Raw genomic sequence first — 15,315 nt, forward strand, 5'->3', positions numbered from 1 at the left:
AATTGAATACAGATACTATATTCGAGTACCCGTGAAAGATGAGAGGGGCAACTCATGTTATTCCGATTGGTCGAATTCATGGTTTTAACTTCCGCTTGCGGCGCTTTGTGGAGGAAACGAAGAAGCGATCCGAGGCTGGTTTCGCACTGGCTGAGCGCCTGCTTGTTCTTGCTCGCCCTGCAAAGGCTTGCGAACGGCGTTCAGCTGTACGCGTTGCCTCCGATGAAGCAAGCTTCCCCAGAAGGGATTGCTGTTACCGCGCTGCAAATCTTTGTCTTCTTGTCCTATTATGCATTTGTCCTCTTATTCCCATATACCATATTAATGGGCATCACCGTGTTTGCCGAGCTTTCTCTGCGGGCAACCGGCGTCGTTCTGCTGTCCTTATATTTTCAAACCTTTCCTTCGTTCTATAAGGATTTCGATTGGTTCTGGCCGATTCTGTTCGGCTGTGTGCTGTTCGGCGTTGTTTTCCTCGGCTTGTTGTTTCGCAGCGACACGGAACCCCTTGTCCGGCTTCAATATTTCAAATCACTGATCGTTGCTTTCGCCGCCCTGCTCGTGCTGCTGCTGTTTATTTACTCCAAAGCGGAAACGAGGGACGCCAGTATCACGGAGCCCGCCATGGACAGCGGATTTTTGAGAGTGCATACCCCGGATCAGTTTTTTAATGCGATTGCCTTTACCATGTTGGTTGTGTTCGGTTATTTCGCGTTCAAATATGGCAAGTTCGGCCTTCGGCTTCACCATGAGAAGCAGAGGCAGGAACGCTCGATGTCCGCCTTGAAATCCGGGACGGCTATATTGAATCATACGATTAAGAACGAACTGGATAAGCTCACCTACCTCGAGGAGCGAATCCGCACCCATTTATGGGCCGCAGAGCGTGAGAGAATCGAAGGGCTGCTTGATCATATTCCAAAGGTGACCGGACATTTACAACAGATGGTCCAGCGTATCCAAGACAAAACAGGCGAATTATCGCTTGTAAAGACACAGCAGCCGCTGCACGGGATATTGGAGATGGTTCTCGAGCAGCTCAGACCTTATGCGGAGCGTAAGTGTATCCGGATGTCGAGCGATTTCGGCGAAGACATAATCGTCTTTTGCGATCCTGTTCATTTGCAGGAAGCGCTGCTCAATCTAGGCTTGAACGCGATCGACGCGATGGAGACAGGACTTGGCATACTCGGCATTCGTGCGTCCATGACGAAGAAGGTGGTGATTATTGAAGTACAGGACAATGGGAGCGGCATCCCCAAGGAATCGCTGGACAAAGTGTTTGAACCGTTCTACACGACGAAAAAAACGACGAATCACTTTGGACTCGGGCTCGGCTATTGCCGCTCGGTTGCTCAGAAGCATGCCGGGACGCTTCGTATTGTGCACTCCGAACCGAACAAGGGAACGACGATTGCGATGACGTTTCAAAAACTGCATTTCATGGAGACGCCAGCATCGCGTGCGGATACCTAAAGAGGGGCAGTATTACGGCAACTTGTCGCGGATGCTTCTCAGCTGGGATTTTATTGTATTGACGGATTTGAACAGCTTGTCGGCGATTTGGGTTTTAGTGAGACCTTGCTTCTTCATGTCGTAAACTTCTCGTTCCATTGGTGTCAGTGTGGACAAACGGAGCTCGGAGCGGATCGCCTCCGACACATCGGGGGAGAGCATCGCTTGGCCTGCATGGGCTTCACGGACGGCAGCGACGAGCTTCGGGTAGTTCGACTTTGTAATGTAATTGATCGCGCCTTTACGGAAGCTGTCGACGATGACATCCTGCTCCCGGATGGAGGTTAGCATGACAATCTTCGTTTTCTCACCGGTCAGACGAACGATTGCTCGCGCGGCTTCGATCCCGTCCGTGTTATTCGAGGTCAAGTTGACGTCCATGAGCACAATGTCCGCCTCAAGCTGCTGCAGAAGGTGCAGCGCTTCTTCCTTCGCCGATACAGCGGCGACGATTTCCATATCGGATTCTTCGCCAAGGTCGGCAGCTATTCGGTCCAGCCAGAAGGGGTCATCTTCGACGATCATAATTCGAATGGAAGGCAACGTTCAACACACTCCTCGCGGTCGTAACGATTGCTGCAGATTAACGTTCGATCACAGCTCTATTGCTATATCTAATATGCGAGGGAGCCGCGAAAATAACTGAGCGCACTAAACTATGCATTTTCTACCCCGCTTGCCTATATATTTTAGTATTTAGACGAGAGGTGCTGAGGGGATGCTGCATATAGTCGCCTGCATTAAGCAAGTGCCGGATACGAAAATCATCAAGATGAACCCAAAGACGAACACGATGGATCGTGCCAGCGCGCCGGCGATTCTGAATCCCTATGACGCGCATGCGGTGGAGGAAGCGGTTCGGCTGAAGCAGCGCTACGGTGGGATCGTATCCGTGCTGACGATGGGGCCGCCGCCGGCTGTCAAAGCGATTCGCAGGTGCATCGAGATCGGCGCAGACGAGGGCTATATGATTTCGGATAGGGCGTTCGCCGGCGCGGACACGCTAGCTACGAGCTACGCATTAACGAAAGCGCTTCACAAAATCGCCAAGGAACGACCGATCGACCTCATCATCTGCGGCAAAATGACAATCGACGGCGATACGGGTCAAGTCGGACCAGGCATTGCACGGCGACTCGACATTCCGCCGCTGACGAGCGTGATGAAGATCGTTGAGATCGACAAGGAGAAGGGCATCGCCATTCTTCACCGAAAGCTGGAGGATGGCTACGAGGTCGTGTCGTCGACGCTGCCATGCTTGTTCTCGGTTGAGAAGGATATCAACGAAGTGCCGTATTCAGCGATGCCGAATATGCTGAGGGCTGCACGGTACAATCCGCATATTTGGTCGGTCAATGAGCTGGAGGATGTGGATAAGACTCAGCTTGGCCTCAAGGGCTCGCCGACAATCGTATCCTCTGTATGGGCTCCGCAGAAGCCGCAGGGAGGGCAGATAATTGAGGGCACATCGGCGGAGAAAGTGAGCCAGCTGCTCGGCATTCTGTTAGAGAAGAAGGAACTGTTCGAGGTAGGAGGTGAATCGTCATGAGCTTCGATGATTACCAGGGAACGTGGGTGTTCATGGAAGTGAAGGACGGCGCAATTGCTTCCGTCTCGCTGGAACTGCTCGGAGCGGGCAGGCAGTTGGCGGATAAGCGTAAGAGTCAACTGGCTGGCATCCTCATTGGCGACGGTGTGACGGCGCTTGCGCAGGAAGTGATTGCGTATGGGGCGGATTTGGTGTACGTCTACGATGCACCGATTTATGAGCATTACCGCACAGAGACATTTATGAAAGCGCTTTTAGCCTGCGTGGAGAAGCATAAGCCGGAGATTCTGCTCTACGGTGCGACCTCGACCGGCAAGGATCTGGCGAGTGCTGTTGCGACGGATCTGCCGACCGGGCTGACCGCAGATACGACACAGCTCGATGTCGAGGAGGACACCGGCCTGCTGCTCGCGAGCCGTCCGGCGTTCGGCGGCAACATTATGGCGACGATTCTGTGCAAGAAGTACCGGCCGCAGATGGCGACGGTAAGGCCGAAGGTCGTTCGCGCGCTGCCTCGTGATAAGGAACGCATTGGCATTATTATCGAAGAAGCGATTGAAATTCATGAAGATGATATCCGCACGAAGGTGCTTGAAATCGTAAGAAATACGGTGCAGACCGTGCGCATCAGCGAAGCGGATATTATCGTTTCCGGGGGCAAAGGGATGGGCAGCCCAGTAGGCTTCCAGCTCATTCACGAGCTGGCGGATGTGATCGGCGGAGCCGTCGGCGCGAGCCGCGATGTGGTGGAGGCCGGATGGATCGGCCATCATCATCAGGTTGGCCAGACCGGCGTGACGGTGACGCCGAAAGTGTATTTTGCCATTGGCATCTCGGGCGCCATTCAGCACATCGTCGGGATGCAGAACTCGGGGCTCATTATCGCAATTAATAAGGACCCGAATGCGCTTATTTTTGGGTCTTGCCATTACGGCATTGTCGGCGATGCATTCGAGATCGTTCCGCTGCTCATCGAGCAGTTCAGGCGCGCGCTCGGCAAGCCGGTGCTGACCGCGCACGAGAGGAGAGTTCCCGATGCCTGAGAAGTTTGATTGTATCGTCGTCGGCGCGGGCCCGGCGGGCATTGCCTGCGCCTACGAGCTGGCGAAAGCCGGCGTCAAGGTGCTGCTGCTCGAACGTGGCGAGTATCCGGGTTCGAAGAACGTCATGGGTGGCGTACTGTACCGCCAAATGATGGAGGATGTTATACCGGAATTTTACAAGGATGCGCCCGTGGAGCGCCCGATTGTGGAGCAGCGCTTCATGATGATGGATAAAGAATCGGCCATTACCTTCGGCTACAAAGGGCTGGAGTGGGCGCGCGAGCCGTACAACAACTTTACCGTGCTGCGAGCCAAGTTCGATCAATGGTTCGCAGGCAAAGCCGTCGAACAGGGCGCACTGCTCATCAACGAGACGGTCGTTCTCTCCTGCATCGTCGAGAACGGCAAGGTGGTCGGCGTGCAAACCGACCGCCCGGATGGGCAGCTGTATGCAGACGTCGTTGTGCTTGCCGATGGGGTTAACTCGTTGCTTGCGAAGTCGCTCGGCTTCCACAAGGAGTTCAAGCCTGATGAGGTCGCGCTCGCGACGATGGAAATCTTGAAGCTCGATAAGAAGGTGATCGAGGACCGATTCAATCTCGAGGAAGGGCAGGGCTGCACGATCGAGCTGTTCGGCGATGCGACCAAGGGCATTCTCGGCACAGGGTTCCTCTACACAAACAAGGACACGTTGAGCCTCGGTGTCGGCACGCTGCTCTCCGGCATGATCAAGCATAAGCTGAAGCCGCATCATCTGCTTGATTACGTGAAGAATCATCCGATGATTCGCCCGTATGTGCAGGGCGCCGAGCCGCAGGAATATCTCGCCCACCTCATCCCGGAGGGTGGCTATTACTCGATGCCGAAGGTTGTTGGCGCAGGCGTGCTGGTCGTCGGCGATGCTGCGCAGCTCGTCAACGCCATTCACCGCGAGGGCTCGAACATGGCGATGACGTCAGGCCGTCTCGCAGCGGCCACGATTGTGCAGGCGAAGGAGGCAGGCGACTTCTCAGAAGCGTTCCTAGACCGCTACAAGAAGGATCTGATGGCAGGCTTCGTCGGCCAGGATTTGAAGAAATACAAAGATTCTACGCACCATTTTGACAAATTCCCGCAATACTTCGAGCAGTACATCCCGATGATGAACCGAGCGATGAGTCAGATGTTCACCGTCGACGGCACATCAAAGCGGGAGAAGCAAAAGAAAATATGGCGGGATCTCGGCTCAGCGAAGGAGAAGGTGAAAATCGCGCGGGATATGTACCGGGCCTGGAAGGTGATGAAGTAAATGAGCGATGAGGCGAAGGCGCAATCCATTGAAGAGAAGCAATACCTGCTGCGGTTTAACGCGGATACGAAATCGCATCTGACCGTACTTGACGCCGAAGTGTGCATGACGAGCTGCCCGGACAAAATCTGCACGATCTTCTGTCCGGCAGAAGTATACAAGTGGGAGGAAATCCGTATGCACGTCGGCTATGAAGGCTGCCATGAATGCGGAAGCTGCCGCATTGGTTGTCCGCACCAGAATATTAAATGGGAATACCCGAAAGGTGGTCACGGAATCGTTTTCAGATTGGGGTGATAACGATGTTCGAGGTCGGCGATTATGTGGTGTTCATGCTGGACGGTGCAAGAGGAACGGTTGTGGAAATTACATTGGATGGCCTTTGTCACATTGCGTGGGAGGATCGTTTCGTCAGCTGGGAAAGGGAGGAGCTGCTGCAAAAAATGTAGCCGCCTTAAGGACCGCTTGTGCTGCCACTGTGCAGACAGCGGTTTTTTTTACTTTAATTTACATAAAACTGTAGAAAAAAGAAGGGATTTCGGCAGAATTTGTCGAATTCATTGCTATCGGCTCGAAGGGGGCAGGTATTATGATCCGTACAAAAGGTTTATCAACACGCTTCATGGTCAGCGGAATCGTAGTCATATCTGTTCTCATTACGGTTGTGATCAGTTTAATTACAAGCTATCGCAGCGAGAAGGACTCTCTTATCACGATGAGTTTTCAGATGAATGCCATGTATACGAGCAAAATTGCGGTAACGGTTAACGAACTGTTCATCGCCCAGAAAGCCAGCATGAAAGTGTACGCGGAGCAGATCGGGAAACATTGGGAATTGGCGGATTTGGACGAGCAGGCTACGTATATCAAGCGCACGAATTCGATGTTTAATACAATTGTCGTAATCGATAAGAACGGCGTCCTGCGAAGCATTTCGCCGGAACAGTCTCCGCCGCTGAAGCAAAAGAAGATCAATACGCAAGGCACACTGCAAGCGCTGAAGGAGCGCAAGCCGCTCATATCGGAGCCGTATATCAGCGCGGCGAGTTCGCTCATTGTGATGATCAGTCATCCGGTCTATGACGCGAACGGCGAGTATTTGGGCTTTATCGGCGGAACAATTCGGCTGCATGAGTCGAATTTGCTCAATGCCATTCTCGGCGAGCGAGAGAAAGCCGTCGCAAGTGGCAGCTCTTACTCCTATGTTGTCAGCGCAACAGGAGTTCTGCTTTATCACCCCAACAAGAACCGGATAGGCGAGCATGTTCTGCGTAATCCGGTCGTTTCTGACCTGGTTGCGGGCCGGAGCGGTGCGAAACGAATTTTGAATCTAGAGGGTGTCGACATGCTCTCCAGCTATTCGTATATCAAGGAAACGGGCTGGGGCATTGTCTCCCAGACGCCGACCGATACCGTGCTGGAGGCGGCTAAACGCCCCATGATGCATATCGCGACCTATGTTATATCCATCATGCTCGTCATCTTGCTTGCGATCTACTGGGTCATCGGCAGAATGTCGCAGCCGCTTGCGAAGCTCGCGCAGTACGCTGCGCTGCTCTCGACGACGAAGTCGCTGCACGCAGATGTGCCGCGTATTCACTCGTGGAACAGCGAAGCGAACGCTCTTCACCGCGCCTTCGTGATGGCTGTCAGCCGAATCCGCATGCAGCTTGATCATCTGTCGCTGGAAGCGCAGACCGATGCGCTGACCGGACTGAACAACCGCAGGACGATGGACAAGTATATCGGCACTTGGCTCGCGAGGGAAATCCCGTTCACGATCATGCTGCTGGATCTGGATCATTTCAAGCAAGTCAATGACAATTACGGTCACGAGAAAGGCGACGAGGTGCTGAAGTTTCTCGCTGCGAACATGCGGGCACTCTTCGAGGAGAATCATATTTGCTGCCGCTACGGCGGTGAAGAGTTCGTGGTGCTGCTGCCAGAGGCAAGCGAGGATGAGGCGGTCCGCCGTGCGAACAAGCTGCGCCACTTCATGTCGGAGACGAGCAGTCCGGTGGGTAGGCCGGTTACGCTGTCGATCGGCCTAGCGAGATACCCGGATACGGCGCAGGATGCCGATGCGCTGTTCCGCAGCGCGGATGAGGCGCTGTACCGTGCGAAGCATCTGGGGCGCAACCGAATCGAATCGGCGAGTAGCGCAGCTGTTGTTTCGTAGTTGGAATAGAGAAGGGCTGACCATCAGATGGTCAGCCCTTTTGTATGACTGCGTAGAATGTGCTGCGCGGTCTCAGCCGATTTCGGCGGATAGTAGAAGTAGCCTTGAATCTCGTGGCACTCGCCTTTTTGCAAGAAAGCAAGCTGCTCGCTTGTTTCGACGCCCTCGGCGATGATCATCAGCTCCATATGCTTGGCCAGCAGCAGCATAGCCAGAATGATGGCCTCGTCTTTGGGCTCCTTGCCGATGCCAACGACGAAGGAGCGGTCAATCTTGATCTTGTCGACGGGCAGCCGTTTCAAGTAGCTCAGTGACGAATAGTGCGTGCCGAAATCATCAATAGATACACGCACATTGTCGCTCCGCAGCTCCTGCAAGACGGCGGCGTTGTTGTCGTGCATCGCCATGTTCTCGGTGATTTCAAGCTCCAAATAAGCGGGATCGAGCCCGGTCTCAGCGAGGACTGCTTTCACTTGCGCCGCCAGATCGTACCGTGGAGCGAACTGCCGCGCCGACAAATTAACAGCGATGGTGACTGGCGGCAAGCCTGCATCCTGCCACGCTTTGTTCTGCGCGCAAGCCGTGCGCAGCACCCATTCGCCAATTGGAATCATAAGCCCTGATTCTTCGGCAATCGGAATGAAGACGGTCGGCGAGATAGGGCCGATCTTAGGATGAGTCCAGCGCAGCAGTGCTTCAAGACCGGAGATGCGCCCTGTAGAAAGCTCAATCTGCGGTTGATAGAACACCTCAAACTCCTGGTGTTCAAGCGCGCGCCGTAGACTGTTCTTGATGTACATTTTCTGCTGTAAATCAGCATTCAAGGTTTCGTCGTAGATCCGGTAGGTGTTCTTGCCTTCTTCCTTCGCCTGATACATCGCCGCATCCGCGTATTTCATGAGCGTGTCGGCATCCTGGCTGTGGTCGGGGAAGATCGTTATTCCTATGCTGGCGGTGACGAAATATTCAAGCTGCTGTAGTAGGAACGGTTCATAGAACAGATTGACCAGCTGCTGAGCGAGCTGATGCACCTGCGTTAAATCGGTTAGCATAGGCAAAATAATCGTAAATTCATCGCCGCCAATCCGCGACAGCGCCTCACCTTCAATGAGCGGCTGCTTCAGGCGCTGGCCGACCTCTTGCAGCAGCATATCGCCATAGGAATGACCAAGCGTATCATTAATAAGCTTGAACTGGTCGAGATCAATGAAGAACAGTGCAAACCGCTCCTCGCGGGTTGTATGAGAGATGACGGTGGCGTCTAGGTAATCCTGAAAAAACATCCGGTTGTGCAGCCCGGTCACCGTGTCGTGGAAAGCGACCTTACGCAAATTCCGCTCGCTTCCTTCGAGCAACAGATACTGCTTGCGCAGCTCATCCTCCGCCGCGCTAAGCTTATCAAAGGTGGCTGCCAGCTGTGTATTCGCGGTCATCAGATTGCTCGTCCGCTCCTTAACCATTGCTTGGAGCTTATGCTTCTGGGTAAGCTGAAGGTAGATAATGTAGATGAGCAAGGCGCATCCGAGCGAGCACAGCAGACGAATAATGCGGATTTTCGTATCAATAAACTTTGCTTTGGCGGTGGTCGGGACGGCTGCGAGCTGCCATGTTCCTTCGCTCAGTCTAACCGTTGCGAGCTGTGGCGAGCGTTCGAACAGCGTAGCATCGCCGTTTATCGCTTTTCCGTTTGCTCGCACTGCAATTTCGATGCCTTTATTCTCCTTCGTCAAACCGGCCTCAGCGAGAATGGGAGGCACATCAAGCACAACGGAGACGAAGCCCCAGAACTCGTTTTTTATAAAGATAGATTGCCGCGTCAAGATGCCAAGTCCACCTTGTGTCAGCTCGAAGGGACCGAGAATCGTCTTCTGGTCGGTCTGCTTCGTCCGTTCGGCATTCTGGCGGATGGCCGAATTCTCATGGGTTAGGAGATTGAGGCCGATGATGCTTTCGTTGTTCTTTAGCGGATAGACGTATTCGGCGATGCCGCCGGGGTAGACGGATAAATTGCGGATGCCCTGTATCGGGTGAACAAAATTAGCGGCGAATGTATCGAACTGCTTGTGGCTGAGCGTATTGCCGCTCATAAGCGATGTATCGATGAACGCCTTCAGCCCATCTGAGAGAAGCATTCTGCGCTCGAGAGCAAGTGTAAGTGAGGAGGCATTTGCGGCTAGCTCGACGGATGCATCATGATCGAGATCCTTGTGCATCCACTGGCTATAGGCGTCTGTAGCCCAGTAGAAGCCGCTGCCAAGCAAGACTGTGATAAGCACGATAAGGAGCCAAATTCTGCGCGGTGTCCTATATCGCAGAGGGGCATGCTGAGGTAGTGTATCCATCCGTAATCGCCCCTTCAAGATTCATTGTTAACCAATAGGAAGCATTCGGCATAAATCGACAATTTCCTGCTGAGTTCGGTATAATGGACTATCGCAAGAGTGGTAAATGATGCAAAAGGGTCAACATAGAGCTGGTCCGATTCGATTATGATAGAAATACATATCTACGTAACTCAAACCGAGAGGAAGAGGATTGTTATGAATAGATGGCACCTGCTGCCGAAGGTTGATCTGCACGTCCATTTGGATGGCAGCCTGCGTCCGGACACGGCGATGGCTATTGCCGCAGCTGAAGGCATCGAGCTTCCTGCTGGCGATGAAGCGGGGCTGATTCCTTACATGCAAGTGGATGATGATTGCCGCAGCTTGCCGGAATACCTCAGCAAGTTCGATTTTACGACCCAGTTCATGCAGTCTGGCGCGGCTCTGGAGCGTGTTGCATACGAGACGCTGGCACAGGCGGCCTCGCATAACTGCCGATACATCGAGGTGCGTTTCGCGCCGCAGCTGCATCGCCGCCGGGGCTTGCAGTCTGATGAGACCATCCATCACGTTATTACGGGCATGAAGCGGGCGGAGCAGGAGTTCGACATTGTCGGCCGAGTGATCGCGATCTGCATGCGTCATCATGAGCGGCAGTTGAATCTTGAGGTCATTGAAGCAGCTGCGAAGTTTGAAGGGAAGGGGCTCGTTGCCGTTGATTTGGCTGGCGATGAAGCTTCGTTCCCGCCGGAGCTGTTCCGCGAGGTGTTCGCGCTTGCGCATAAGCGGTCGTTGCCGGTAACCATTCATGCCGGCGAGGCAGCAGGGGCTCAGAACGTCTATGAAGCGGTGAAGAACCTGGGTGCATCGCGGATTGGACATGGCGTACGGCTTCGGGAAAATCCCGCTATTCTGCAAATGATTCTGGAGCAGCGGATTCCGCTTGAAATGTGCCCAGTGAGTAACATTCAGACGAAGGCTGTGGCGGACTGGGATGTGTATCCGATTCGCGAGTACTTCGAGAAGGGGCTGCTCGTAACGTTGAATACGGACAATCCGAGCGTCTCAGGCACTGATATTACGCGAGAATACCGGATTGTGTCGGAACGGTTTGATTTTACAGACTCGGAGCTGGCTGCAATGATTCGTAATGGCGTAAACGCAGCGTTCCTCGAGGATTCGGCGAAGAAGGTGCTGAAGCAGTGCGTGGAGCAGAATTTGGCGGCGCTCGGTATAAAATAAATACGAGCACTCGTTCGTAATTTGGAAGGTTTTTGCTGCTGCAATAACGAACTAGTAGAAGGATGGTCGGTCGGTCGGTCGGATGGTTGGGACCATACCACACCACACTTGTTCGAGGAGGCAGCCTTAGTCATGGGGAAACGGATCGTACTTTTAATCGGCACGAATAAAGGGCTTTTTCAATATTCATCCGACTTGGCTCGAAAGGATTGGAAGCTGAAAGGGCCTTTCCTGTCAGGCTGGGAAGTGTACAGCGTGCTTGGCGACAGCAGGGGCGAGGACGGAAGCAATCGGATCCTTGCAGGTACTTCGCATGCGGCATACGGCGCATCCATCCGGGTGTCCGATGACTTCGGCGAAACCTGGCGGCAGATCGAGCATGGCCCATCCTATTCGCAGGAGAGCGGATTTGCGCTGAATCGCATTTGGCAGCTAGTCCCTGGCGCGGCGTCTGATCTGAACACGCTTTATGCAGGCGCTGAAGAAGCAGGTATCTTCGTGAGCTATGATCGCGGCGAGAACTGGCGTGAGCTCCAAGGCTTGACGCAGCATCCGACCCGGCCGAACTGGTTTCCTGGTGCAGGCGGGATGTGTCTGCATACGATCATTATTCACCCTTCGAACAAGCAGCGGATGTGGGTGGCGATGTCGGCGGTGGGCGTGTTCCGTACCGATGACGGCGGAGAGACATGGCAGGCTCGCAACAAAGGTTTGTCGCGTGTGCCTACTGGACAGCCGGAAGATGAAGTGGGCCGCTGTGTGCACAAAATGGCTCTTGATCCGGCAAATCCGGATGTTCTCTATATGCAGGAGCATGGCGGCGTATTCAAATCAATAGATGGCGGCGATAACTGGTTCGCAATCGAGAACGGTCTCACGCTGCAGGATGGCGACGCGCCATTCGGCTTCCCGATCAGCGTTTCGCCAACTGGTGACTTGTTCCTCATACCGCTTGAGAGCGATGAGCGGCGTTCGATGAGGGGTGGCAAGCTGCTTGTATATAGCATGCGCCCAGGCAGCGATAGCTGGGAGCCAATCGGCGATGTCGTGCCGGATGAGGAGCGGCATGTGAGCGTGCTGCGCGATGCGATGACTGTGGATGGGCTCGATCCGTACGGGCTCTACTTTGGCACGACATCTGGCGAAATCTTCTGCTCGCTCGATCGAGGCGTGACGTGGGATCGACTACCGGGGCAGTTCTCCCGCATACTTACTGTGAAAACTTGGATTGTTGAGGAGTAGTGAGCGTGGGCGTAGGCGTGCGAATTACAGTGACCGTTCCAATGCTGCTGAGCGATAGCACGAAGGGCCGATCTGCTTTTGAACTGGAGGCTGAGACGCTGCAAGGCGCACTGCAGCAGCTCGTGGCAGATTATCCGCTGCTCAAGGTGCATCTCTACAATGAGCATGGCGAGGTGCGGAAGCATGTGCTCCTTTATTACAATAATGATAACATTGCTTGGCTTGAGCGGCTCGACATCCCGCTAGCAGCAGGGGACAAGCTGCGCGTGCTACAAGCTGTGTCCGGCGGGTAGCAGGCTTAGATGAAGTGGGGTGCTGGGAGCAGTGCCCTCCACTTACCAGCGATTTAAAGAACTGCCCTAACTAGAAGTGAATGAAAGGAGCAAACAAACTTGGACTTGGATCAACCGTCATCCACGCGCTCGGGACTGAACAATAATGACGATGAGCACCGAGAAGCGGCAGGTGGTGGCGAGCGCAGCGCACAGCGGGAGCGCTATTCGCGGCAGATGCTGTTCCCGCCGATTGGCATCAGTGGACAGCAGAAGATCGCTGTCGCCACGATCGTCGTGGTCGGTATGGGCGCGCTCGGCACCGTTATCGCCAATCATATGGCGAGAGCGGGAGTCGGCAAGCTACGCATTATCGACCGCGACTACGTCGAGCGCAGCAACTTGCAGCGGCAGATGCTGTACGACGAAGAAGACGTGCAGCAGGTTCGGCCGAAGGTTATCGCCGCCGAGAGGAAGCTCTCGCGCATTAACAGCGACATCACGATCGAGCCGATCGTCTCGCATGTGACGGCGGATAATGCCGAAGCTCTGATTACCGGCGCAGATCTGGTGCTCGATGGCACGGATAACTTCCAGACGCGTTTGCTCCTGAACGATGTCTGCTTCAAGCTTGGCATCCCGTTCATCTACGGCGGCGCTGTTAGCTCCCACGGCATGACCGCGGTGTTCATCCCCGGTCAAACTTCTTGCCTTCGCTGCCTCCTCGGTTCCGGCGACAGTGGAAGCGGTGGCGACACCTGCGATACGGTCGGGGTTATCTCGCCGATTATCGATATCATCGCTTCCTTGCAAGCGGTCGAGGCGCTGAAAATCATGGTCGGCGCAACTGGTGCGCAGCGCCAAGGGCTGCTATCGCTGGAGATTTGGCAGCACCAGATGATGGACTTGAAGCTGCCCCCGCAGCGAACGAGCTGCCCGACCTGCAGCTTGAAACAATATCCATCGCTGCAAGCCAGTGGATCCGAGCACCAACGCCCAGTGACCTTATGCGGCCGTGAAACGGTTCAAATCGGAGGCAATCGCTCGATCAATTTGCAGCATATGGCCGAGCGGCTCGAGCGTTCCTGCACCGTGACCCGCAATCCATACTTGCTGAAGGCGGAGCTGCCCGAAGGTGAACGGCTTGTTCTGTTCCCGGATGGACGTGTGCTCGTCCAAGGAACTGAAGATTTGGCGCGTGCACAAACGCTGTATGACCGGTATATAGGGTCATAATTTTATTTTGGTAAACCGTGTATAGAAAAGGTCTCGACCGCTTATAATAGCTGAGGGCAAGGGTTTTCCCCGTTCTCTGCCGAGGTACTCGAGGCCTAAGAAGTTCGTTGCTTTTCAACCATAGATATGCTAATATGATCTTAGTCATAAAAGAACCTGAATTCACATATTGAAAAGGGTTGTCATTTGTGCTAGATGGTACCTTTTTCAATGTGTGATTTTTTTATTTGTCGTAAACGAATAAAAAGTACATGTTAATTAAATTTTTGGAGGTAATTCCCAATGCAACAAGGAACAGTTAAATGGTTTAACGCTGAAAAAGGTTTCGGCTTCATCGAAGTTGAAGGCGGCAACGATGTATTCGTACACTTCTCCGCAATCGTAGGCGAAGGCTTCAAGACTCTTGACGAAGGCCAACGCGTTGAGTTCAACGTTGTTCAAGGCAACCGTGGACCACAAGCAGAAAACGTTGTAAAACTGTAGTTTTATAGCGAACAATGGAACTGCCCTTAACTTATGTTAAGGGCAGTTTTTTTATTGCTCATAATAACGGGTCAGCTCGGTTGGTATGTTATTCCTCATAAAGTACGTGTCGATCGACTCGCCTTCATCGGGTTGTTCATTGTGAAGCAGTAGCTGAACCGCAAATTCATTCGCTTCTGTCTCATATCGGCCTGCAACGAAGAAGGAACGCTCGTCCAGGAAGAAGCGGCTAATTCCTCGATGCAGCTGGTCATGTCCGAGCTCATGCGCACAGACAACCCGCTGCCATACGTCGGAGAGATTCTGGTTTATCGCAATAAACCGCCGCCGCAGTGTGCGAAGGTAGTAGCCCCGGCAGTTGTCCGGCAGGTCAAGGAACTGAACGTTTACTTTCAAATGAGCTGCCAGCTTGAAAGGGTCGGCGGTGCCGTGCTTACGAACAAGCTTGCAGACAGTCTGTTCAATGCTCATTCTACTCCCCCAAATTAGCCTTCCAAGTTCGGCTTGCTCCGCTTATTCATTTTCTTGGCTTCCCAGAACATGCCCTCCATAAAACCAAGCACTCTTGCCTTCTCCTCCGCAGTCAACGGTACACCATCAAACATAACCTCTTGCTGATTCAAAAAGATTTTGAAATCCTTGACGTCCTTACGAGATGCAAAATCAGGTATCGCAGCAGTACTGCCGCCTGCGGTATCAAGCGCAGCTGGATTCTCAGACCGTCCAAGCAAATAGTCGATCGTAGTATGCAGCACATCTGCTAGATCGCGCAGCATCTCATTGTTGGGAGTGCTGTAGCCAGTCTCATAGTTGGAAATCGTCGTCTTCTTCGCATTTACAAGCTCTGCTAATTGCTCTTGTGTATAATTCATCGCTTTGCGCCGCTGCTTTAAACGATCCATTAACACATCTACCGACCACCTGTTCGTATGTAAGTTCAAG

General features: G+C 53.5%; 16 protein-coding genes. 12 read left to right on the top strand and 4 right to left on the bottom strand.

Annotation, left to right across the window (positions count from 1 at the left end):
- The first annotated feature begins 54 nt into the window (after positions 1–54).
- The gene (locus BMY11_RS10625) at positions 55–1,476 is read left to right on the top strand and encodes a sensor histidine kinase (RefSeq protein WP_090574986.1); all 1,422 of its coding nucleotides are present in this window, start codon (positions 55–57) and stop codon (positions 1,474–1,476) included.
- A gap of 12 nt (positions 1,477–1,488) precedes the next feature.
- On the opposite strand, the gene BMY11_RS10630 is transcribed toward BMY11_RS10625, so the two are convergent.
- Complete coding sequence (locus BMY11_RS10630) at positions 1,489–2,058, bottom strand: response regulator (RefSeq protein WP_090574990.1); 570 nt, start codon at positions 2,056–2,058, stop codon at positions 1,489–1,491.
- Positions 2,059–2,233: 175 nt separating this feature from the next.
- On the opposite strand from BMY11_RS10630, the gene BMY11_RS10635 reads away from it, so the two are divergent.
- The 6 genes from BMY11_RS10635 (at position 2,234) to BMY11_RS10655 (ending at position 7,574) form a co-directional block, all read left to right on the top strand.
- On the top strand, positions 2,234–3,064 hold the full coding sequence (locus BMY11_RS10635; protein WP_090574993.1) for an electron transfer flavoprotein subunit beta/FixA family protein: 831 nt from the start codon (positions 2,234–2,236) through the stop codon (positions 3,062–3,064).
- On the top strand, positions 3,061–4,107 hold the full coding sequence (locus BMY11_RS10640; RefSeq protein WP_090574996.1) for an electron transfer flavoprotein subunit alpha/FixB family protein: 1,047 nt from the start codon (positions 3,061–3,063) through the stop codon (positions 4,105–4,107). Before BMY11_RS10635 ends, BMY11_RS10640 begins: the two co-directional genes overlap by 4 nt.
- Positions 4,100–5,395: an FAD-dependent oxidoreductase gene (locus BMY11_RS10645; RefSeq protein ID WP_090574999.1), complete on the top strand. Its 1,296-nt coding sequence runs from the start codon at positions 4,100–4,102 to the stop codon at positions 5,393–5,395. The genes BMY11_RS10640 and BMY11_RS10645 overlap by 8 nt, the downstream gene beginning before the upstream one ends.
- A complete protein-coding gene (locus BMY11_RS10650) occupies positions 5,396–5,692 on the top strand; it encodes a ferredoxin family protein (protein WP_090575002.1) in 297 nt (98 codons plus the stop codon).
- A 5-nt stretch (positions 5,693–5,697) separates the two neighbouring features.
- A complete protein-coding gene (locus BMY11_RS28845) occupies positions 5,698–5,844 on the top strand; it encodes a hypothetical protein (protein WP_177182591.1) in 147 nt (48 codons plus the stop codon).
- Positions 5,845–5,984: 140 nt separating this feature from the next.
- Positions 5,985–7,574 (top strand): sensor domain-containing diguanylate cyclase, encoded by a 1,590-nt coding sequence (locus tag BMY11_RS10655; protein WP_090575005.1) that lies wholly within the window; start codon positions 5,985–5,987, stop codon positions 7,572–7,574.
- A gap of 23 nt (positions 7,575–7,597) precedes the next feature.
- Here the strand turns inward: BMY11_RS10655 and BMY11_RS10660 are convergent, their stop codons facing one another.
- Positions 7,598–9,916, bottom strand: coding sequence for a bifunctional diguanylate cyclase/phosphodiesterase (locus tag BMY11_RS10660; RefSeq protein ID WP_090575008.1), 2,319 nt, complete (start codon positions 9,914–9,916; stop codon positions 7,598–7,600).
- Positions 9,917–10,114: 198 nt separating this feature from the next.
- On the opposite strand from BMY11_RS10660, the gene add reads away from it, so the two are divergent.
- From add to BMY11_RS10685, 5 genes are all read left to right on the top strand, one after another.
- Positions 10,115–11,140 (top strand): adenosine deaminase, encoded by a 1,026-nt coding sequence (gene add, locus BMY11_RS10665; RefSeq protein ID WP_090575011.1) that lies wholly within the window; start codon positions 10,115–10,117, stop codon positions 11,138–11,140.
- A gap of 132 nt (positions 11,141–11,272) precedes the next feature.
- Complete coding sequence (locus BMY11_RS10670; protein WP_090575014.1) at positions 11,273–12,382, top strand: WD40/YVTN/BNR-like repeat-containing protein; 1,110 nt, start codon at positions 11,273–11,275, stop codon at positions 12,380–12,382.
- Between the two features lie 5 nt (positions 12,383–12,387).
- Complete coding sequence (locus tag BMY11_RS10675) at positions 12,388–12,675, top strand: MoaD/ThiS family protein (protein ID WP_090575019.1); 288 nt, start codon at positions 12,388–12,390, stop codon at positions 12,673–12,675.
- Positions 12,676–12,891: 216 nt separating this feature from the next.
- Complete coding sequence (locus BMY11_RS10680; protein WP_090575701.1) at positions 12,892–13,890, top strand: ThiF family adenylyltransferase; 999 nt, start codon at positions 12,892–12,894, stop codon at positions 13,888–13,890.
- A 282-nt stretch (positions 13,891–14,172) separates the two neighbouring features.
- On the top strand, positions 14,173–14,373 hold the full coding sequence (locus tag BMY11_RS10685; RefSeq protein ID WP_090575021.1) for a cold-shock protein: 201 nt from the start codon (positions 14,173–14,175) through the stop codon (positions 14,371–14,373).
- Positions 14,374–14,424: 51 nt separating this feature from the next.
- Here BMY11_RS10685 and BMY11_RS10690 read toward each other — a convergent pair whose 3' ends face one another.
- Together BMY11_RS10690 and BMY11_RS10695 are read right to left on the bottom strand one after the other, a co-directional pair.
- Positions 14,425–14,844 (bottom strand): ImmA/IrrE family metallo-endopeptidase, encoded by a 420-nt coding sequence (locus tag BMY11_RS10690; protein ID WP_256217403.1) that lies wholly within the window; start codon positions 14,842–14,844, stop codon positions 14,425–14,427.
- Between the two features lie 14 nt (positions 14,845–14,858).
- The gene (locus BMY11_RS10695) at positions 14,859–15,275 is read right to left on the bottom strand and encodes a helix-turn-helix domain-containing protein (protein WP_256217418.1); all 417 of its coding nucleotides are present in this window, start codon (positions 15,273–15,275) and stop codon (positions 14,859–14,861) included.
- Positions 15,276–15,315 lie beyond the last annotated feature (40 nt).

Source organism: Paenibacillus sp. OV219 (assembly GCF_900110075.1).
Classification (GTDB): Bacteria; Bacillota; Bacilli; order Paenibacillales; family Paenibacillaceae; genus Paenibacillus_Z.